Origin of the sequence: Nitrosomonas sp. Nm166, assembly GCF_900112825.1 — a bacterium.
Classification (GTDB): Bacteria; Pseudomonadota; Gammaproteobacteria; order Burkholderiales; family Nitrosomonadaceae; genus Nitrosomonas.
The window spans coordinates 1-21,755 of sequence record NZ_FONE01000044.1; the positions used below are offsets into that span (position 1 = coordinate 1).

The window sequence follows — 21,755 nt, forward strand, 5'->3', positions numbered from 1 at the left end:
ATCCTATCGAACAGGTCTTTGCAAAACTCAAGGCCATTTTGAGAAAAGCCATGGCACGGTCATTCGATGCTTTGTGGAAAACCATCGGCAGCATACTGCCGCTCTTCTCAGCATATGAATGCAGAAATTACTTCCTGAATTCAGGGTATGGACGTACTTAAATGCAGAATGCTCTAGTGTAACCGGTATTTTTTCTTCCCTAGTTAGTATTAAGTTATTTTTATCAAAAACTTTCAACGGGCGGGGAGGATGAGAATTTTTACAAAATTCTAAAAAATTTGAAAAACATACTAAGTGAGGGATGTCTTGAAATTCTGCTAAGCTTTTAAAAACACCATTGGATTTTTTTTGAATAAAAGCGCTTATTTTACTGGAGGGTAGGCCTTGAAGTTCTTTGATTCCACTAAGGCCATAGCCCTTAAGGAGAGCATCAAGTTTCTTTCTTCCTTTAACATCTTGCTTTTTCGGCAGAATAGTATTTGCAAACTCTAAAAGATGGTAACCCTCCCAATTTTGCCTGATAAGATCAAGATCATCATGAAATTCCTGCGCTACTTTTTGACGGCCAGGGCCTGTCATCGCTAACAGAACCCTTTGATAAATTGTATTGTGTAAACCATCGAAAACTACTTGATCAGAATATTTCACTTTTTTAAAAAGAAATACGATAAAAACGCAAGTGTACCAAGGATTTAAGGAGGAAATTTAAAACAAAGCAAAAATTAATTACTACAATTTTTATTTCAGGGTGCGCTCGTAATGTTCTATATAAGCTTTACTTAGCGCTTTTTGCTGATTGTTGTACTCCATATTTACCTCTCGGACTTTCTCTAAACCCCAATCTTTCATTACAAGGTCATAACGAACAGCTGTGGCAAAAACATCTGAAATCTCTCTATTACTTTCTTGTGCCTTAGCTTTAAGCCACCTTTCAAGTAGGTAAATAGTACCACTATCCATATCTGGCATGATCCAATCTTTCCTCATTGGATCAGGTTCTTGCACAACTGTTTTGTTAATTTTCTTCTTTCCCATTGCTGGCAATCCTTTCTAACGGCTTTCTTACCTGATGATTGCTTGCCATAAGAACAAGAGGATGCACAAGAAAAAAATATAACCTATTGATATATATTGAATATTTTACTGCAAAATTTGGAGTGATTTTCGGAGAAATTCGGAGTTTTTGATGGTTTAGAGTGGAGGCCTTCATGAAGATTTAGCAAGACCCTAGCTAGGATTTCTCAAACTTTTACGGAGAAGTCTCACATGAACAGAAAAGAGAAAGAAAGAATAATATTCGTTGTATCTATCGCCATTTTGAATGATCCGGTTTATCAAAAAAGGCTCTGGATTGCCGCAAGGAATATGTTGATATCGAGACGCAGATGGGCAGATGCAATTGCTGATGCACTGTACAACTTTGATGGAGTTATTCTGCTTCCGAGCGGTTTGCGCTGGCCGATTCCTGATGTGGATAAAGTGCTTGGTGATCCTCGTTGGTTTTCTTATTACTTTGAAGCAGATGAAAATGGTGAGCCACGCAGAGGCGTGCCAGGTTCATTGTTCTGCCACGCCTTTATTTTTTGCTTAGTTTGTTTGATTTTTTTCATCATCTCCTCGCTTCTTACTTTTCCGTTTCCCACCTCCTATTAGAAGCATCTCTACCATTGTTGACGGTTTATCCCTTTAACGTTTTTAAGGAGATGTGCTGTTATGAAGAATAAAAAGCAACCGCTTGCCGTGCAGTTGGTAGAAGCGCGGGGTATGTTAACTTCTCCCAAAACGCCGTACACTTTTGACTTGATACTCAAACTTGGCCGGAATTTAAGGCAACGTCACCAACTTATCACTGGTCCGATTGCCATATAGTTATTTGCTGGTTTTGCTAAATATTGAGTGTCTGCTGAGTAGAGAGCCTTACTGACTTATCACCAAGCTGCTTAAGCAACCCTACATAAACATTAATTTCGTCCCGAACGAATCAGTCAAGCAATAGTGCTTTAGTAACTACTACCTGACCTAATTGTGGATGCACTCTAATCACCCCATGCCGATCAATTACGAAATCACTTCGGCGCCATCTTTGCGTTGATACCCAAGTAAAAATTGTTATATCGACTACCGGCCGCAGTGGCTCCATCAAATCAAAAACGAGTGAAGCTCATTCATCCTAATCAGCATGAAGGCTACCCACAGCGACATCGAGCCCAGCAATTTGTGAAGCACGTTCTACTTGCCCTGCCAAAATCGCATACGCATAATTCAATATTGCATTAACTGGATGTGTGGCTTTATAGCCTTTGCCGGATATGGCGGATGCCCGCTGAGTAAAACTTTTCTATTCAGCCGGAACATCTTTTCAGCCTTAATCTTGCAGCAAGCTTCCAGTTTACAGCTTAAAATTTCCTTTGCTAATGCAACAGGCTCAACCAAATATAGCAGCCTCCGCAGTGATACGGTATGGGGTGTGGCGTATGGGTTAAGGTTGTTAGGTTAGCGTCACGATCTATCACATACAGAGCAATGCGTTGATCAGCGCACCATTGAATAGCTGCTGTGGAAAGACTACCCATATTATTTAAAATAAAAGATAATTGCCCGTATTGTATGAATTCCACGGGAGAAATATCTTTCACGTTCTTTTAATATAGAACGACTGAACCCTGATCTTAAAACCAACTGCCCTTTATCGACTTACATACGGCATTTATAAAGAAGAAGTAGGGTTTCATTATCATACGATACACCTAGCCAGCATTTCGGACAGGCGGTATAAATAATATTTTGTACCGATGAGGAAATAGATTAGTTGTCTAACTGCTCTCATTAAGTGATAGTTCCGTGATGCACTGAGTTGGCTCATACCTAATTTCACGGGGACAATTTCTATGTTCAAGTATAGGAAACTACGATTCAAACCCACTAATGCCCGAGAATCATGAATATCGGCTAGAAGCTCAATTTACCAGCATTTCATTATTATTTTGATAGGTACAATCGAGAACGCTTTCAGGGAACTCGATTATCAAACCAAAAATATACTATTATAGTTAATCTCTTCAGGAATTTGCGTCAATCCCTTAACTTCACAAAGCAGAGCTTAATTTTCTTTCAGATTGTTCTGCTGATGAGAATCACTTGATAATATAAATTTTAAAATATTAATTGATGAAAATTAATATAAATTAATAGAGTAAGAAAATGAATTAGAAACCAAATTATGGGATTAAAGTTAATACGTGAAAAGCGTAAGTAATAACATTATTATCTAATATGCCAAAATTAATTTTCCAAAACTTATTATAAAAAATACGGATAAAAAAATAATGAAAAACCAAAAGCAAACCATTAGGAAAATTGTCGGCTTTCTCAACAATTCAAACGAAGGCGGCGGTTTTTGGTTACCTAATATTCAGCGACCTTTTGTTTGGAGTGAAGAACAGATTTGCCGACTCTTTGACTCTATTTTGCGTGAGTATCCAATTAGCACTTTACTGATATGGAAAACCACCAGTAGTATTCGTCGACGGAAGTTTATCGACAACTGGGCAGATTCATTACGATTAAGTGATTACTATGTACCAGAAAACTACGATAGAAAAAACCTTGTACTTGATGGGCAGCAGCGCTTGCAAAGTCTCTTTATCGGCTTGTGCGGCAGCTTTAATGAGAAGGAACTTCATATTGATATACTCAGTGGAGAAATTGCACTGCCCGAAGATATTAAATATCAATTTAAGTTTCTTAATAAAACAGAAGCTAACTTTCCTTGGATACTTTTTAAAGATCTGATTTTTACAGAACGCAGAAAACGTGAAGTTTATGATCTCTTAAAAAGCAAAGCAGGCAGATCCCTTACTTTAGAAGAGGAAGATAAACTTAATGACCATCTTGATTTGATTGATCGAACTTTCAAAATGGAAGAAGCTATTGTGTATCAAGAACTAGATAGCATCGACAACCCTAGTTTGTATACCGAAGAAGATGTTGTTGAAGTATTTATTCGCACTAATTCCGGCGGAACAAAGTTGGGAAAATCTGACCTTCTATTTTCACTGCTCAGCTCTACTTGGGAAGTTGCGGATAAGAAAATGGAAGATTTATTAGATGATCTCAACAGACATGGCTTTGCTTTTGATCGTGATTTTGTCTTAAAAACCTGCTTAGTTCTATTGGATCAAGGTGCACGCTATGAAGTCTCTAAATTCCGAAAACAAGGTGTACGTGAATGCATTGAATCTAAATGGGAAAATATTTCTGATGCTATTAGGGATGTTGTCGATTTTATTCGCAGTAAGACCTATATTCAATGCGATAAAGCTCTACCATCTTATCTTGCGCTGATTCCTTTGATATATGTACGTTATCATTTTATTGATGCATGGAAAAAAGCCAATGACATCAATAATTATTTATTGAGAACACTCCTGGTAGGAGCATTCAGTGGAAAACCTGACAATCTTATAGATGCACTTGTTAATAAATTTAAGGAAATAGGTGGATTCAGCTTAGAAGATGCATATTCAGTGATGCGCTCCCAAGGACGCAGCCTAGAGCTCACTGAAGATCGATTTTTGCAAATGGGATATGGTTCGCAAACTATTCACCTGCTGTTCAATCTATGGTATCCCACTTTTACTCATGTTCCTGTATATAACAATAATTTACCCCAGATTGATCATATTTTTCCAATAAGCAAGCTAATGCAAATCAAAGTTGTCAATCAAACTACAGGACGACAAGTGATGAAATATCCTAAGGATATACAAAATCAACTTGCAAACTGTATGCTATTGACCAGAGAAGAGAACGGCAATGGAGGAAAGAGTGATTCAATGCCAGAAGACTGGTTTACAGCAAAGTCTATTGAATATCTCGACTTACATCTAATACCCAAAGAACCGGCACTTTGGAAAATGGATTGCTATACTGATTTTATCGAGGCACGCAAGGAGCTAATTAAAGATCGTTTCAAGTTCCTACTTATCTAAATTTTAGGCCAATGTACCACAAGAAATTTAAACAGAGACCTGCCTTTTCCATTGTTATTTTTGCTGAAAATTGTGATGATGCATTTTCCCAAACGTTACATTATTTCCGGCTGTAGCAGTAGCGGCTGATTCATTAATAGAAAGACTCTTATCCATTATTAAATAAGGTATTTTTGTGCCATAAATCACACGGACAGCGATCGGACGTAAGACAGGTGAATGTTCCGAGCGACTTTTAGCTTCCGCAAGTCTTTCAAGAACATATTTCTGTTGATTCCTAATTGCATTATCTCGTGCCCAATTTATAGGAGGATAGAAATGTGGTTTGCCTGCCAATTCTTCTAGCAACTCATATACAAATATCTCTATGATTTTATGATAATCTTCTGGGCAATCTTTTCTGCGAAAAATCGATTCAACTATATGAGCAAAAAGTTCTCCAAAAGCCCCGAGTTGTGTTTGTAGTTCAGCAATCCCAGATAAAAATCCTAATGCAACACTGGTAGTTGACTCAAACTCAGCATCGGAACTTTCCAAATATTTTTTGAAGGCTTGGATTCCCCGCTGAATATAACTATCACCTTGCATGACCATCCACACTAGATCCCATGAACTAAGTGAGACAAACTTTCGATTTGACAGAAACTGATTTATGGTGAACTCTGCACTTCTCGCGGCAGTAATTCTTTTAGTTTCTAAACAGTACATAAGTAATACTTGCGGCCAAATACTGTTTACTTCTACAGCCTTTCCGAGCATGCGTAACCTACCATCAAGTGTCAGTAGAGTTGCATTGTATTCCTTTGCTAGTAGGAGCGTTTCGCACTCCTCAATTTGTAGAATATCTTTGAATCCTGGAATTTCAACTGGTGGAATCAATTCACCATAAGACGGTTGGATGGTGCAATATTTATTAGCAGCTTCTATCAATTGATTGGCGAATGCAATTCTTCGTTCTTTGTATTTACCATCAAACTCAATAAAACCGATCTGATTTCCGCTATCAATTGCTGTACCTATTGATTTATCATCCTCAGCTTCACTGAGATTGTATTTTAGAATAGCCATTGTAACCGGCGATATATAAATTTTAGGAAGAGCGGCAAGTACTTCCTGAGCACCAAAATTTATAAATTCTGCCAGTGTTAATGCATCAATTACGTATATGGCATGTTTGCGAGCGAGCAAAGCTAAAGTCTCATTTTTTTCTTGAGTAAGTCCAGTACCAATGAAAATGGGTGGCGAATCTAATGACCAACCAGTTACAACATCAATCGGTGATCGACCTAGCATTTTGGCAAAACCAGCGAGAGTCAAATTTCCAGCACCATAAGCTTCGAGAAGCTGCCTAGTTATGTTCTTGCTATGCTTGAGTTCATCGAGTATATAACGGAAATCTTTGTTACCGTCCCCTGAATCTCCAATCGGTACAGCTTTTAAGTTTGGAAGTCCGCCAAAGCTTTGTTCTCGCTCTCTCACAATTTGAATCATATACTTATATGCTGATTGGATGGATTTCACTGTATAAGTTTTTTTACCACCAAATGCTTGCGCAGGTATTTCTATTTTCTGACCAACCTTCGCACCTATTAATGCTGATCCCTCAGATGAATCTGATTGAAAAAAATTGGTTCTTTTTGCAAGAATGCCAGTATCGGAAGGATCGATCACAACTTGTAGTTCATGCCCAAGATCATCAATGAGAACCAAGGCGCTTCCTGGAACAACTTCCATTAATGAGTCCTCCATTAGCGGAAGTTCAGTTGGTGCGGTTATGATACTAATGAAATATGCAGAAAATACCTCAGGTTCATCAAAATTCTGGCGCAAAAGACGATATAGTCTTTTTAATCCCTTCGAAGGCTCATTATATTTAAGTTCTATACTGGCAAGCTGTACAATATTTCGAATAGAACCGTTCAAATCTTCAGGCACTTGCCGAATTCTTTGCTGAAAGGTAGCTGGTGTTTCAGAGTGTAGAGCAACTTGAAGTTTAAATAACCAACTTGCGGCTTCTGTTGGAGCCTTGAGGATTTGTATATCTGCCAGTGGCAATAAAAATGCCCAATCACCCGCTTTGTATCCAAGAGTTATTGCTAACTGACGAATCTCATCATTCTCAATCCAATTTTCAGGAAGACAATTCAGAAATTCTTTTGCTTTTTTTCGATTATCAGCCTCTATGTAACAGGTAAATAACCGAGTATGAAGTACAGAAATTTGTCTTGTGGGAGCTAATGATTCATAAAATTCAGCAGCTTCCATCCATCGTTCAGCCTTGAACAGCAATTCGGCCAGCATTAAACGATCTGACTCTTGGCTGCTTGAATTAAGTAATGATTTTGATTTCTCAATTAATTCAGTGGCTTCTAGTAGATATCCTGAGGTATACAAAAGGCGAGCTGCATTACATGTCAGTAGAAAATTACCGCTTTCTACAATCTTTGCAACGTCAATTTCGCTGAGGAGAGAGCTCGTCTTTCCAGCCTTTGCTAGAGCAGCCCAACGAAGTGATAAAAGCTGATCCGTTACTTCCTGATCCCCTGGCATTCTTTTTCTTGCTTCTAGAATAACTTCTTCCAAGTAATCAATGTCGCCTAGATAAGCAGCTAATTCAGAGATTATAACGATTGATTCTCTGGTTAACACTGATAAGTGATTGCGCCCAAGCATTAGGGCATCTTTATCACGCTGTAATTCAGATAATGCTTGAATATGAATACGAAGAATTTCTGGAGAATTTATTCCATGTGACTTAGCTTCATTCACAATTTCAAGCGCATTCTCGGGTTTATGTCGCAAGAGAAAAGCAAAACCAAGCAGCGCTGTTGCTTCTTGAACTACTGAAGATTGAACCGACCAAAGCTTCTCAATTCTTGGTTCAAAAAAATTAACAACTTGCTCAAGGGCCGTATACTGAGTTTTAGTAAGTACACCATACATTGCTGCCACAGGATTATTGGTTGAGTTTTGAACAACCAGATTCAATGCGGTTATTCGTGTAAAGAAGCTTGCTTCCGGGTGTGTTGCTGCTTTAATAGATAGAGAAAGAGCATCAGTAGAATTATCTTGCATGCTTGCCGCGATGGCGATCAGTTGCAGTGCATCTGGCTCCTCACGCATATTAGAGGGAATATCCTCGAGTCGTACTATTTCCCCTTTCATCATTTTCACATTTATATATGCCAACCAAATCTGTTTTGAAAGAGGAAATCGTTCCAAGGCTAACATACCAACATCTAAGGCGGCATCAAAATCATTATTTAGCATAAGCCCACGTACGTGAGCGGCAGCTATCCGTTCGTCATCAGGATAAAGGTCCGCAGCTTTTAAGAAATGGTGAGCTGCTTCTTTAACATCATCTTGGCTAAACCAGAGACAGAGGCCACGTTGTAAGTGCCATCTAGCTTTTTGGTGTACATCAAAACACCCTAAATCTTTTCCTATAATATCAATGTGCTCAATGGCATTCTGGTATCTGTATTTTTTTATGAGATCGTTTGTTTGGTCTAGTTGGGTTGAAATGATTATGTTAGCTGAATCAGTTCTAGCTATAGGTAGCATTCCAGAATTTGCAATTCTGTCTTGGACATTCATCCCTAATTCTAGAATGTAATCTAACTTCTGGTTTTGTATATAGAAAGAAGCACCAGGAGAATTGGGAGCATAGCTGTTCTGTAAAATAGGGTAACTATTGATTCGCAGTTCTATATCTTCCCAAAATTCTATCTCTACGGTAAATAATCCTTTGTTTTTCCTATAATCTGATAGTCGCTGAATCTCTTTGAGAAGAGATGCATCATTTGGAGAAGTTGTTGCAAAAATAAGGTGTTTGATAGCAACTTTGTTCGTATCAGCTTTCTGAATTTCTTCGTCAATGTGATTTCGCTTGAGTATAGTACGTAAATATTTTTTGCACTGTATGCCTATCCTACCAATATCCTTATCATTGACGAAAACATCAATTCCATATTGCTCTTGCCCTTTCCTTCCATTAATTTTAGGACGCGAATCTTGAAAAACTACACCATAAATCTGAGCGCACATTTTCTCAAAATCAGCTTCATTTTTTGGGTGCGGTATTTCGTTTGGTATAATATGCAAAGAAAATTCCTCTTTAAGATATTCTATTAATTTTTGTAAAAGTTTTTTGCCATTAATAGAGTAGCTTACAAATATTGGATTTTTTGTACACAATGCATGTAAATTTTTCTTCTAGTTTCAGGATTTGGCTTAGCACCATTTCTGACATCATATAAAGTCTGGCGTGGAATTCCCGTCAATCGAATACACTCTTTCATAGGCCATTGCTTGAGAAGTTGCGCTAGTCCACTTCTTGCATATGCCGCTGTCTCCTCATATTCAACGATACCCTCACTTTCTTCACTGATTTCATCCTTGATGCGATGTGTTTCTTTCCCAATATACACATGCTCAATAATATTGAGATGCTGCCGCTCTAGTCGCCCAATGCCTTTGGGATTAGCTGCTTTAGCTTCTCCATGCGAAAAGTAATATACCAGACACTCTACCAACCTCTTGTGTTCAATCATTATTAGTTCATTATTATCCATGCGTCTGATTTGGTCACGGATAGCATAGTAAGATGCGCCAAAGGGAGCGTAAAAAGGTATGCCCTTGAGATCAAATAAATTATCAGGTTGATCACTTGCTTCTTCAAAATTATTGCTTAGTCTCCAAAGTAATTCAACCTGATTTAACGACGGTAACATCGTCATAAATGAAAACGGACGGATACCTGAAATCTCTTTAAAGCGTTTCAGTAATTGCGCGGTAGAAACTGTTACTCGAGTAAGCGCAGGCTCAAATAAAAATTCAAGATCGTGGAGAGATACCTGTGTTTTACCTTGCTCGATTTGTTGAATTGCGCTATACCACAAATCAAACATCCAGCGATGACCGCCAAGCTTGTAAACATTTTCACAAGGTTCAGGTGTTATAGTTTTATAAGCCGTTGGTTTCAGCCAGCCGCCCGTGCCATGAGACGAGAATTTTCTGATACGCAAGCCTGTATCGGTGCGGTTATACAAAGCATAGCGTTTAGCTGAAACCGCGATGCAATACAAAGGTTGAGGCTCTCCATCGAAGTCATTCACATCCTCAATTTTTAAAAGCTCAGATAGATTATTGTAGGGTGAGAGTGCCTTAAAACAATCACAAATTTGCTTGATCTTTGACCGGAATATTTCTCGCTCTAAACCTTGAGGCTTTGCAAAAGCCATTGAATCTGTATCGCACAGCACATAATCAATTCCTCGCTCAGCTGCTAATTTCTCAGCCATTGCCAGCAATAGACGACCGGCTGCAGGTATTAATGCACCGCATGGTCCCATAAAATAAGGACCAGGCTCTTCAATCGCTTTGGTTTTACCCGATAGACACTGATCAGTATAGATATGCACAGGAACATTTTTATCATTGCTGTCATCAGGATTAATCTCGACCAATACGCCATAACTGGTGGAATTGGCGATCAGTTTAAGCGCTTGCTGCAAACCATCCAGATAAAGATATTCAGCATCGTCTGGGGCAAGCTGTTTCATCTGCTTTTTAATATCTGCCCGCATCTCAATTACACGGGCAAATAGATCATCTTTTTCTAGATCTATGGTGAAACGCTCATCATCAAACAACTTCCAAACTTTGGTTTGAATACGTCCTTTAGGTACGAGCTTAAATGCATCAACAATATTGGGTTCTTTTCCGATCAAAAGATTTGAAGCTACTACATCAGCTAGGCAATACCAAACGGCTGGCCCGCAATCAACATAATTTAGTCCAATATTAGTCGCTGCGCATTGATCACCATAGTTAGTGCGAACAGGTAACAGGTCACCATCTGGTATTACTTTGACAAAAGAGCGAAGTAGCGGCCATGTTTGTTTTTCCAATAAGTCATTAAGATTAACGGTAGCTAATAGTTGCTTCGCTTCTTCAAGACAGGGCTGTACATCGATCTTTTCAGCCAGCAACAATTCTTGAATGTTCAAAAGCGCATTGACTGTCGGATATTCGCTGGTGAAATCAGTGTAGATGACTTCAGTAGATTGCAATCGAATGCGAACTTCAGTTCGTCCACCATAGTAAGCAGTCATTGCTCGTCCGATGGCAGTTCTTGGAAATTCTATGTGCTGCTTCAGAAAAGGTGGAATGCCTAAGTCACTGAGATAAGCTTTGCCGATAGACGCTTCTGAAAAAATCTTCCAGGGCTCTTTTGTAAGGCCATGCTTCTTATAAACTTCTCTTTCGGCTTGATATAAAGCCCAGGTGGCTTTTACATCGTGGAGCGCATAGTCCAGATAAGTTTCGGTTAAAGGCCCGCCGTGTTCAATGTCGCCTTCCATTTTGAGTATAGAAGCCTTAAAGCGCTTGCCCATGCCTGCTAATGACGCATCACCAGGACCGAGCAATGCACGGCCGAAGGTAGCTGTATCTAAAAATCGCCCTCGGTAGCGATTCATTTTTCTGCTGGGTTTACGTTGAGAGCGGAAGTCGAACAAGGCTTTCTTTCCACCCAAAGATTTTACGCGCACCGGCGGATGATCGAAGCAAGAATCATCACTGCGGCAATTGCACAGTGTCAACCAAAAACCGCCATAGAATTTACCTTTTGCTTCACCCCAGCACGTCGCAAGACGAGATAAATCGAAAGGCAGATTATGCCCGATACACAAGGCTTGTCGCTGGTAAACCCATGGATAAAAAACTTTGCGGATAAAATCATCTTTCTCGTAGATTTTCAGGTTATGCAGCTGTGCAAATTGCTGCAATATTGAAAGCTCATCGCTGCTGATTTCACTTGGATTATAAAAAATACCTACTTCCTTTTGTTTATCCAGGGCTTCACGAGTTAATTGTCCATGCCCATAAAGCCAGACTCTTGTGTCAGGATCGATGCCATAAATAGCATAAATTCCAAAACGCAACGCCTGCCGGTTGTCGGTGGTTGTCTCAGTGTCAAATACTAGACAATAGTCTTCATAGGGGCGACCAATTTCCTGGATAGCTTGAGCTTCTGCGTTTAAATTATTAGCTGTGTGTTTTCGTTTAGAAGCTCGGTCATTCTTCGATGAACCGTTTTCTGCTGCATCAATCTTTTCAATAAAACAACGTAGATATTGCGCTACAGGTTGCGGTGTGTTGTGATTTTTACTTTGCATATTGAGGTTCTTCTATAGATTTGATTGCCGATGCCGGAATAGCTTTTATTGCCCATACCAGAACAACAATAAACAGCATGATTTGAATTAGTGAGAAAGGGCCTATCGCATTCTTGCGAGATACTTCCGACATTGCCTCAACACATTGCTCGCTGAATATCTCGAACGGGATTGCCGGATTGAGGGTTAAAACATAAAAATCAAGAATGCCCCATATTAAAAACAAGGCGCAAGGCTCCTTCAACCATAAATCAGGCCATTCATATTGACGACGCGATAACATGGCATGACAGTTAAGACATATTGGTATGGTGTTGGGCGCATGTTTCCTGCCAGCTAGATGATGCAGCTCTAACGGTAAATGATCATTGCGGCAAATTTTGCATAATCCTTTACGGTGTGTTTTGTCAGCGCAGTTATGGCAAAGGCCAATCTCCGGCTTTCGCAGGGCTACTTTACGATATTCCCCACACTGGCTGCAACTTGGATAATCATGAACCATAATTCATCACCCTGAATGCGCGTTGCTCGGAAGCAAACGAGCGCTCATAGCCTTCCAGGTCAGCGTCGCTCATTTGTTCAAAAATAGAAATCAGATCATCAACTGAAGTTAATAAACGATACTGGTTACCATTCATGTCGAAGATTATCGAATGAGCGAAGGGATCCAGGCTTGACGCATCTCCCAAACGTGCTTTATTCGCAGCATTCCAGTATTGGCCGACGATGCTGGCATTCTTCTTGTCAAGCGGAACATCCTGTAACAGTTTCCCATCCTTAGTCAGGATCGGATAATGAGCTGCGTTAAAGGTATCCCAGCGATTGCCATTCATTGATCGGCGTAAAATACCCCGGTCTGAATCAAGTTTCTTAATGGTGGTTACTGAGATACGCGCATCCTTGGCCGCTCGAGATAAGGACTTTCCAAAGGAAACTCCTTTGATTGCTTGATAAAAGCGCTCAAGAGTATTTTTGCGTGTGCTACCGATTACACCTGAGCGCTTCAATTCAGAAACCTTGGCTTCACTTATGCGGGCATGTCCTCTAGCTTGCGCTATCGATAACCCTCGCTCCTGTGCCAATTGTCGCCGTCGTTGATACTCGGCTTTATAGTCGCGTTTCTTAGTTGACATAGCCATGCCCCTTAATCCTTTGATGCGGGCTTGTCTTCGGCAAATAATGTTTGTTGCAATGCTTCGCGCACCAAAGCGCTGCGGTTAATGCCGCGTTCACGGGCTAATTGGGTTAAGCGCTCTATCCAACTGATGGGTAATACTACCGGCAAAGTACTTGAGCGTTGATTTGAAAAAGTGATGTTTGACATACAAATTCTCCTTAATAAAAATCTAAGTAACTAATTAATTTGTTATGATGTAGTTCTCATTATTGAGTATTCAAAAGACCTCATCAAACGCAGAAATAGCCTTTTAATGAAAATCTGAATATGGAAGCATTCCTAACCACATCCGAATTGATTGAAGCAGCCACAATGCCGGGTATTCAGTTAAACCACGGCAAGCTTTTGCGCTGGCAGCGAGATGGCTTGCTACCAAGACAGCACACGTGCGGGACAGGGCCTGGTCAACGCCAGGAAAGCTTGTGGGATAGAAGCTGTATCGAGCGACTAAAGATTATTTCTAGTTGTGTGAAAGCTGAAAGGCTCAATCGAAGAGTGGCGGAGTTTGCACTCATCGCAGCACATTTAGGAATACAAGGTGATTTATTAAAAAAGCATCTTCTAGCAGCATGCGATGAAATGGTTACAACCTTGAGTAGGCAGCAGAGAGGCCAAAGCACAGACCCAGTTGATCGAGCTGAAAATTTAGAGCGTTCAACTCGCGATCGAATGTCCGCTCACGGTGAATTAGTGAAAGATATCTTTGCCTATTGCCGTCTGGGTTATACAAATTTGAGCAATGAGACAGAACGCTTCAAATCACTCGTAGCGCTTTCGAGTTTCTTTCAGCCTGGGGTATTGCGGGAATTGATTGAAGGTAGCTCTGCTGAGGAATTGGAACTGGCTTATCAAAATCCAATTGTGGTCTTCTTTGCACATTTAATCGCAAGCTTATTTGACCTGTTAACCGGACGAAATAGTGATTTACCCTTGCCAGGCTTACATGACCATCCTATCGCACGTCAAATGCTTGAAAAGTTTTCGCCAAAACTACTCAAAAGACTGCGGCGCAAGAAACCTTATCCTTATTCAAAAGATAAGGCGCAATACTATGCCCATTTAACTGCTGTTATTTTTTATCTTGTCTATAGTCAGCATAAGGAAGCGTTCTATCCACTGTTTAGACAAGTTGCCCAAGAAATCTTGGATGGACCTGAATTTGGTTTTCCAAACCTTATCAAAAATATAGTGAACAGTGATTCGGAGGAAAAGAGTGCATTATTTAGTTTGTCCTCACTGCCAAAATAGCTTCGCCACTAAAGATAAGCGAGCGAAATATTGCTCAAAGCCTTGCTCCAATAGTGGCAGAACACTTGTAAAAAAGAGTAATGCTACAAGCCTAATTACCCAAACTGAAAGATCTGGTACCGTTAAGTCATTAAGCGTTATTGAATCTGCCAATCCAACGTTTATCGACAACCGACCCGTTGACGTTATCCCAACCGAGGATGCTCCCGCTTTCATTCAATTTACGCTCAATGGTAAAGAATACGCCGAGTCAGGCAAACACTGGGCAGCAGAAAGCAAAGAAAGAGATGTGATTACTTTGGCAGGCAATGGGTGCAGTCTTCAGGTGGAAAAAGGCCAATTAGTTTTACGATCGGGTTTTGCTTGTTCCACAGTATCGGATCGGGAAAGGCGATTATCTCGTGGAGTTCATGCAATACGGGCAATCATCGTTTTAAATACTACCGGAAGCCTGTCCACAGCGGCCATTCAATGGTGCGCTGATCAACGCATTGCACTATATGTATTAGATCGGGACGCCAACTTGACAGCCTTGACCCATCCATCTACACCTCACGTTATATCGCTACGACGCTTACAATATTTGGTTGAGCCTGTTGCATTTGCAAAAGAAATTTTAAGCCGTAAACTGAAAGCTTGCTGCAAGATCAAGCCGGAATTGACTGAAGCTTTTATTACCTTTGCGGCTTTTATCCCCAAAGCCGAAACATTGGAAGCTCTACGGCTATTTGAAGCTCGAGCAGCGATAATTTATTGGTCTAGCTGGAATAGTGCGATTAAATGGAAAGAAAAAGATATTCCGGTTGAATGGAAAAGTTTTACTCAGCGGGCATCGGGGATTTCTGGCAAGGGTTATAAAGCCACACATCCAGTCAATGCCATATTGAATTATGCATATGCGATATTAGCAGGGCAAGTGGAGCGTGCTTTACAGATCGCGGGGCTTGATGTGGCTGTGGGAAGTCTTCATGCTGATCAGGATGGACGAGCTTCACTGGTTTTTGATTTGATTGAGCCATTGCGACCGGTAGTCGATAGGACTATTTTTAGTTGGGTTACTACTCAACGATGGCGTCGAAGTGATTTTGTAGTGGATCGACAAGGTGTGATTAGAGTCCATCCGCAGTTGGCCCAGATAGTCGTTACTAAAGCACTATTGCCTGATGCGGTCGTTCGGGACGAAATTAATTCTTATGTAGGGTTGCTTAAGCAGCTTGGTGATAAGTCAGTAAGGCTTTCTACTCAGCAGACACTCAATATTTAGCAAAACCAGCAAATAACTATATGGCAATCGGACCAGTGATAAGTTGGTGACGTTGCCTTAAATTCCGGCCAAGTTTGAGTATCAAGTCAAAAGTGTACGGCGTTTTGGGAGAAGTTAACATACCCCGTTGGTAGAAGCGCAAGAAAAAGAAGCTAGTCACAAACCATTAGAGCTGGTGTCATCCCAGTTTTCCCGCAGGCTCATTCATCATCCGGATCGCGAAGCAGCAAGCAGCTTAATTGTCGAGCAGGCCAATTTTGAGGCCGAGCAGAAATTCGGTGCTGAACTGACAAAGCTGAAACTGGATATCGAAGATATTGACACGGCTTATAAATATTCCTGGGAGACTTTATACAGCTTGCAGGAAAAAAAGAAGCTCACCAGCCAATATATCAAAAGCGGAACACTCATGAGCGGCAGCGACAAGGAAGTCATTCAATGGCGCGATTGGCGGCTTAAAGATCGTATTCTGCTTTGCGTATTGATCGTTTTCCTGATTATTTCCTGCGCCATGGGCATGGGCAACGTATATGCCAATTTAGTCGCATCCAATCCTGTTTTCATCGAATCCCCTTGGCTGGCTGTAATGATCTCATCATTGCTTCCTATCGCTTCAGTCTCGATCAAATTTGTGACCAATTTCATGGCATTTGACCGTTCGCGCAAGCGCTATGCCTTGTTTATCTATAGTGCCACAGGCGTTGCGTTTCTTTGCTGGGCCATATTGTTCGGCCTGAATAACACAGGGGTGGCCAGCACCGTCAATTGGAATTCCTTCGATGATAGTACCGATTTTGGTTCTGCTTTCGTGTGGGCACAATTGATGGTGGAAGTATTGGCTGCCAGTGCATTGTTTCTCGCGGCTGAGGATATCTATATGCGCTATTCGCCGGATGTGTATCTGGAGAATCCTGAATATGTCGAGATTGAGAAATTACTGAAGGATCATCTTGCGGTACATGAAGGGTTGCGTGAGCAACGCGGCACCCTGCATGGCCATTTGTTTAAGCTGACTGCGGATAGAAATGCCCTCGTCAATGAAAGAATCGTCGAGTACATCAGCCTACGGGCCAGTCACGTTGCCCGCCTGAACTCCCACATCGATTCCTAATCCTGGAGAATGTTATGAAACACTTCAAACTGTTTTGTGTTGCTGTAGTTTTAAATGTGTCGATTTGGCAAAATGCTCATGGGCACAATCTCATCATTGCCATTTCGCCTTATTTAAGTCCCATTGAGGCCAAACAGCAGAATATCGCGTTATTTCAGCAACTCACCCAGCTTCAGCCGGGCGATAAAGCAACATTGCTCGATGGCTATAATCTCACTCATATCGGTGATTTCACTGTTCCGGATAATCCGGCTTATAAAAGCGCTAAAGCGCGATTGAACGTAAATCGCGAGGCAGTTGGCGCATTACTGCGTTTTGCCGAGAATGCGATCATGCCAGGAACAGACGGTCACCCTTTTGTTAATGGTGCAGTGCGATTGCCTCAGTTGTTAAGCCATGTCGCCAAGAATTATACGCAAGGCGAGAAGTTGAATGTCATCGTACTCGGTTCTCCGTTTTACGATGATCCGCGCGAACCGGATTTTTCTATGGCGGATGGCAGGTTTCCGTCAGATGGGCATTTATTTGCTTCGCAAAGCAAAACGCCGTTTGGGAATCCGCATCATCCGCAATTGCTGGCAAATCTTAATGTGCATATCGGCTATGGCAGTGAAACCATCATGCAAAGCGATCAACACCGCTTTCATGTTCAGCGCTTCTGGACGCTCTATATCGAACAGCATGGCGGCAAGCTCGCCAGCTTCGTAGCCGATCTGCCGACGCTGTTTCGCAGGATCAATCAGAATGCCGCGCCATTGCCGCATGACCACACGCCAATACGCTCAGACAAGCTGGAGATGATCCGGCTACGCCCCTAGGAAATCAAGCAATCGATCCATGACCGGCCTTTGAGCAAGTCTGCGGTTACACAATCTCAAATCCGCATGGCGAACAATGTGGAGATCGGCATTTCTTGGAAATGCAAATGCGATCTGGATTTATATGCCAGAGCAGTTCCCAAAGCACAGGTGCTGTATTACGCAGAACCATTATCGGAGCACGGGCAGTATTGGAAAGACTATCGCGATGCGCCTGATGCAACTAAAGGATACGAAACTATCTCGTTTAATGTGCCTTTGGATTTGAAGACATTACTGATTGCGATCAATTTCTATGAAGGAGACGCGCCGCAAGGCGTGTCCGGTGAAATCCATTTATCGGTAGATGGTCAGGTGTATGCTTCTGCCTTTCAGATCAAGGCAACAAAAGGCAATCAGGGTAAAGATATTGTGGGTACTGTCAATTCAGGGCGCTCAACTACTCATTCCATCCTCATCGATCCGCTGCATATCGTGGGCTTGAAGTAAGTCCATGCAGCATTCCCGGCATCCCAATCCTATTCGATATTTGATCCAGGCCACCCTTTTACTCTGGGGTGCCTGAGAAACGCTTCCCTGGCTGAACAGCGAATGGATGCTGGTCCCTGCATTGTTAGGTTTATTTGCCGCATTGTCTTATCTCAAGGCAGCCATATATATTCTAATATTGATTCCCAAAATACTGATGCGCGGAAGGTTGATGAAGCCAACCGAGCGTTCCGGCAGTGCAGCCTGGGCATCTCCCCGCGATATCCGAAAAATGGGCTTGTTCAAACGGGAAGGGTTTCTGGCGGGGATGCATGAAAACGATCCTGTCTTTGTCGATATTGAATCTTCCGGTTTAGTGCTTTCTCCTGCCGGGGGCGGCAAGACGGTCACGTTTGTTATTCCGGCACTGTGCCACAATCCGATGAGTATGTTGGTGCCTGACTTGAAAGGGACTCTCGCGTGCATGACGGCACAGTTGCGGCGCAAGCGATACAAACATGAAATCATCATCGTTAATCCGGGCGAGTTATATACACATATACTGGGAGCAGGGGCAAGGTATAACCCCTTGCAAATTCTGTGGGATGACTGGAGCGATCCTAATACTCATTCGCAGCTTTTTTCCGATGCGCAAAGTATTGCCAAACAGTTGTGCCAGGACCCGGCACAACAAGGCGAGAATCAGTATTTCAGGAACGGTTCACGAAAATTCCTGGTATTAAGCTTCCTGTATTTAATCACTACAACCAAATACCCGACACTGGCCGATGTACTGTGCTTGCTCAGCGATAAAGATGCGTTGCTTAAAGCGCTTCAGGATACACAATATTTCACGCACTTAAACGGTGATCTGGCCAGACTGGCTAAAGATTTACTGACCAAGTTCGAAAGCGGCGATCAGAAACAAATCGAATCTTTCCGTGAAGGCGCTGTGCAGGCCTTGGAGGTATTTTCACCGAGCGGCAAGCTGGCAGAATGTACATCTACCTGCGATTTCAGATTTTCGGATTTGAAAAAGAAAAAAATGACCGTCTATTTGCTCGCAGACCCGACACGCATGTCAGTGTATTCGCCATGGCTGGGCTTACTATCATGGTGTGCCTTGACGGAACTGATCCGGTTTCAGAACAATCGTTCGGTTTGTTTCCTCTGCGATGAAATCACCAATTTCAAAATCGAAGGCTTACCGTCATTGCTAACGCTCGCAAGGGAATTCAAAATAAAATTGTGGCTGATCATCCAGGAACTGGAGCAGTGGGCACATGTGTATGGGCGGGAAAGCCTGGAAACACTGCTGTCTCAAACCGAAGTTAAAATCATCATGGGTTCTCGTTCTTATAAAACCTGTCAGCTTGTGTCGGATATGCTAGGCGAGGCGACCATCAAAACGCTCAATCATAATATCGGTGCCAGTATTTACGATGAACCGACCACATCACTCCAGGAAATGCCGCGCCGCTTAATGACGCCCGATGAAGTGCGTCGTACGCCGGATACAATCCTTTTCTATCGGGATCAACGACCGATACGATTGAGCAAAATAGGTTATCATGAAATCAAGCCCTGGGCTAAATGGGTGGAGATTAATCCGCTATTTAATAAAGCCTTCAAAGGAAAAATTCGGTTGTACCTCTAAAATAGAATTTTAAGTGAAACTCGAGATCAAAAAACAAACTCGGCTATTACACGAAATAACTATTACTTCAATAGAAATAACTCGGTATCTTAAGTTCTTTTCATGCTCTGACGACGCCAGTTATTGACAGCATCGCTTACACCCCCAATTTTTATATCGTCAGACCATTTTTTCCAAAATGGAATTGTTGCGCTAGAAGGTTCAAAGCTAGGTTCTTTGATTCTAATTCGACTAGGGAGTAAACTCGCATCACCTACTATCAAAGCTTCGCCTATATCAAGTATAGGTAGCACATCACCAAACCCTCCCAAACTATCGGGTAAGAGTTTTTTAATTACACTCTGATCTTCTCCATTTGTAAGGCGCATTGCCAAAAGATTATTACACTGACTGAGGACGGTTTTATTAACTTCCGACGGTCTCTGACTTATCACGACTAAACCCACACCGTATTTTCTTCCTTCCTTAGCAATTCTCTCAAATATATCTACAGACACTTCACCTGCGGCATCAGTGTTGTTAGTATCTGGAATATATAAATGAGCTTCATCGCAGAATAATGCAATAGGATGACGCTTATTCGATGGCTGCCATTGATGAATGGAGAATGCTAGTTTTGCAATCAGACTAACCATTAATGGAAGAATATCCGAAGGCACTTCGGAAAAATCTATGATTTTTACTCCACCTTTTCCATCCTTCTGATCGGCGCGGCCAGCAATCAATACTGTGGCAAATTCATTCAACCATTCAAACGCACTGGTTTCTGTAGGTGGTTTAAACAAAAATCCAAGTCGACGATCAGATATTTTGGCTTCAAGACGAGCTATTAGGCGACTTAGCTTTCCATGGAAATCGCCTTGCTTATCTCGGCACGAAGAACCAGTTACCATTTCAGTATTGATTGAATTCAATTCTGCTTCAACATCCAAGATATTAAAGGGGACTGGGCTATCAATAGTAAAATTTTCTATAATTTCTTTCTGGCCTGCGTTTTCTAGCGATTTCTGCTTAGCTTTAATAATTGCACGCGACATTATCATTGCTTGATTCGGCGCGTTCTGGTCACTTCGATCCACCAACATTGAAACAAGAGCTTCGTAACTCAAAAGCCAGTACGGAAGGTAAAGAACTCCATCATCGAGAGATGTTTTTTTCTCTAAATCAGAAGACCCTGCTATTCGAAAATGACGAAATCCATCCGCTTGCATCGTGTTATATTCGCCATGAATATCAAAAACTATGGCATTACCTTGAGGTAAGTTTGCAACTTGCTCCAAAAGTCTTGCTGTTGTCCAGGATTTACCAGAACCGGTGCTTCCCACTACGACAGCATGGCGCTGAAAAAAACGATCACCGTGAAGATAGGCTTCCGCTCTTTCATCCAGAGTATAATTACCTATTAATAATGATTTTTTTAGATCATCTTGTGCGACCTGCGCAATGACCTGCATAAATCGTGTCAAGCTTTCACCTTCTACTGGAAAGCAAGCAGCATTAATTCGCGGCACTGATTCCACTGTTCTTGTGAAGACATTTTCATGGGTTCCTCTTTTATCGAAGAGTGTTCCAATCAGACTAATACGAACTAGGTTTTGCTCTACCACTTCAGCATCGTTTTCTTTGCCCTCCAAAAGGGCATCAATGGCTTTGCGTGTAATTTTCTCAATTAGTCCAATAAGGTGCTGACCCGCATTGCTTTCAAGGGCAACCAATCGGTTGACTTGCATGCAACGTAGTTTTTCAAGGTCATCAATTTCAATGACGGCAGTTGCGGTATCAACAGAAATAACCCTTCCTAAAATATCTTTCTCGCCAAATTGGAATATTTTGTTCATTT

Annotated in this window: 16 protein-coding genes and 2 pseudogenes; 10 read left to right on the plus strand and 8 right to left on the minus strand. The window is 41.6% G+C overall.

The window, feature by feature from the left end:
* Nucleotides 1-161 (plus strand): annotated as a pseudogene (locus BM021_RS16180) (IS630 family transposase); the annotation flags it as partial.
* A 577-nt stretch (nt 162-738) separates the two neighbouring features.
* Here BM021_RS16180 and BM021_RS12035 read toward each other — a convergent pair.
* Nucleotides 739-1,035 (minus strand): hypothetical protein, encoded by a 297-nt coding sequence (locus BM021_RS12035; protein WP_090721282.1) that lies wholly within the window; start codon nt 1,033-1,035, stop codon nt 739-741.
* A 231-nt stretch (nt 1,036-1,266) separates the two neighbouring features.
* Here BM021_RS12035 and BM021_RS12040 point away from each other — a divergent pair, with 231 nt between their 5' ends.
* Nucleotides 1,267-1,653, plus strand: coding sequence for a hypothetical protein (locus BM021_RS12040; protein WP_256207897.1), 387 nt, complete (start codon nt 1,267-1,269; stop codon nt 1,651-1,653).
* Nucleotides 1,654-1,713: 60 nt separating this feature from the next.
* On the plus strand, nt 1,714-1,869 hold the full coding sequence (locus tag BM021_RS15595) for a hypothetical protein (protein ID WP_177186370.1): 156 nt from the start codon (nt 1,714-1,716) through the stop codon (nt 1,867-1,869).
* A gap of 112 nt (nt 1,870-1,981) precedes the next feature.
* Here the strand turns inward: BM021_RS15595 and cas1 (BM021_RS16640) are convergent.
* Nucleotides 1,982-2,311: pseudogene (cas1, locus tag BM021_RS16640) on the minus strand (CRISPR-associated endonuclease Cas1).
* A gap of 1,015 nt (nt 2,312-3,326) precedes the next feature.
* On the opposite strand from cas1 (BM021_RS16640), the gene BM021_RS12055 reads away from it, so the two are divergent.
* Entirely contained in the window at nt 3,327-4,991 is a 1,665-nt protein-coding gene (locus BM021_RS12055) for a DUF262 domain-containing protein (RefSeq protein WP_090721285.1), read from the plus strand.
* 54 nt (nt 4,992-5,045) lie between these two features.
* On the opposite strand, the gene BM021_RS12060 is transcribed toward BM021_RS12055, so the two are convergent.
* From BM021_RS12060 to BM021_RS12080, 5 genes are read right to left on the minus strand one after another with little or no spacing between them, the layout of a single operon-like run.
* A complete protein-coding gene (locus BM021_RS12060) occupies nt 5,046-9,188 on the minus strand; it encodes a PIN domain-containing protein (RefSeq protein ID WP_090721286.1) in 4,143 nt (1,380 codons plus the stop codon).
* The gene (locus BM021_RS12065) at nt 9,161-12,172 is read right to left on the minus strand and encodes a DNA polymerase domain-containing protein (protein WP_090721287.1); all 3,012 of its coding nucleotides are present in this window, start codon (nt 12,170-12,172) and stop codon (nt 9,161-9,163) included. The genes BM021_RS12060 and BM021_RS12065 overlap by 28 nt, the downstream gene beginning before the upstream one ends.
* Nucleotides 12,162-12,674: a hypothetical protein gene (locus tag BM021_RS12070; RefSeq protein ID WP_090721288.1), complete on the minus strand. Its 513-nt coding sequence runs from the start codon at nt 12,672-12,674 to the stop codon at nt 12,162-12,164. The genes BM021_RS12065 and BM021_RS12070 overlap by 11 nt, the downstream gene beginning before the upstream one ends.
* Entirely contained in the window at nt 12,664-13,311 is a 648-nt protein-coding gene (locus tag BM021_RS12075; protein WP_090721289.1) for a hypothetical protein, read from the minus strand. The genes BM021_RS12070 and BM021_RS12075 overlap by 11 nt, the downstream gene beginning before the upstream one ends.
* 5 nt (nt 13,312-13,316) lie before the next feature.
* On the minus strand, nt 13,317-13,496 hold the full coding sequence (locus tag BM021_RS12080) for a ribbon-helix-helix domain-containing protein (RefSeq protein WP_090721290.1): 180 nt from the start codon (nt 13,494-13,496) through the stop codon (nt 13,317-13,319).
* A 165-nt stretch (nt 13,497-13,661) separates the two neighbouring features.
* Here BM021_RS12080 and BM021_RS12085 point away from each other — a divergent pair, with 165 nt between their 5' ends.
* The 6 genes from BM021_RS12085 to BM021_RS12110 all read left to right on the plus strand — a co-directional run bounded on the left by BM021_RS12085 (nt 13,662) and on the right by BM021_RS12110 (nt 19,915).
* Nucleotides 13,662-14,597 carry a hypothetical protein gene (locus tag BM021_RS12085; RefSeq protein WP_143074339.1) on the plus strand — a complete coding sequence of 312 codons (936 nt, stop codon included), beginning with the start codon at nt 13,662-13,664 and terminating at the stop codon, nt 14,595-14,597.
* Nucleotides 14,563-15,861, plus strand: coding sequence for a CRISPR-associated endonuclease Cas1 (gene cas1 / locus BM021_RS12090; RefSeq protein ID WP_177186373.1), 1,299 nt, complete (start codon nt 14,563-14,565; stop codon nt 15,859-15,861). The genes BM021_RS12085 and cas1 (BM021_RS12090) overlap by 35 nt, the downstream gene beginning before the upstream one ends.
* Nucleotides 15,862-15,988: 127 nt before the next feature.
* The gene (locus BM021_RS12095; protein WP_090721293.1) at nt 15,989-16,972 is read left to right on the plus strand and encodes a hypothetical protein; all 984 of its coding nucleotides are present in this window, start codon (nt 15,989-15,991) and stop codon (nt 16,970-16,972) included.
* Between the two features lie 14 nt (nt 16,973-16,986).
* Nucleotides 16,987-17,790: a hypothetical protein gene (locus tag BM021_RS12100; protein WP_090721294.1), complete on the plus strand. Its 804-nt coding sequence runs from the start codon at nt 16,987-16,989 to the stop codon at nt 17,788-17,790.
* A 66-nt stretch (nt 17,791-17,856) separates the two neighbouring features.
* Complete coding sequence (locus BM021_RS12105) at nt 17,857-18,279, plus strand: hypothetical protein (protein ID WP_090721295.1); 423 nt, start codon at nt 17,857-17,859, stop codon at nt 18,277-18,279.
* A 106-nt stretch (nt 18,280-18,385) separates the two neighbouring features.
* A complete protein-coding gene (locus BM021_RS12110; protein WP_256207898.1) occupies nt 18,386-19,915 on the plus strand; it encodes a type IV secretory system conjugative DNA transfer family protein in 1,530 nt (509 codons plus the stop codon).
* A gap of 89 nt (nt 19,916-20,004) precedes the next feature.
* Here the strand turns inward: BM021_RS12110 and BM021_RS12115 are convergent, their stop codons facing one another.
* Nucleotides 20,005-21,753 carry an ATP-binding protein gene (locus BM021_RS12115; RefSeq protein WP_090721296.1) on the minus strand — a complete coding sequence of 583 codons (1,749 nt, stop codon included), beginning with the start codon at nt 21,751-21,753 and terminating at the stop codon, nt 20,005-20,007.
* Between the last annotated feature and the right edge of the window lie 2 nt (nt 21,754-21,755).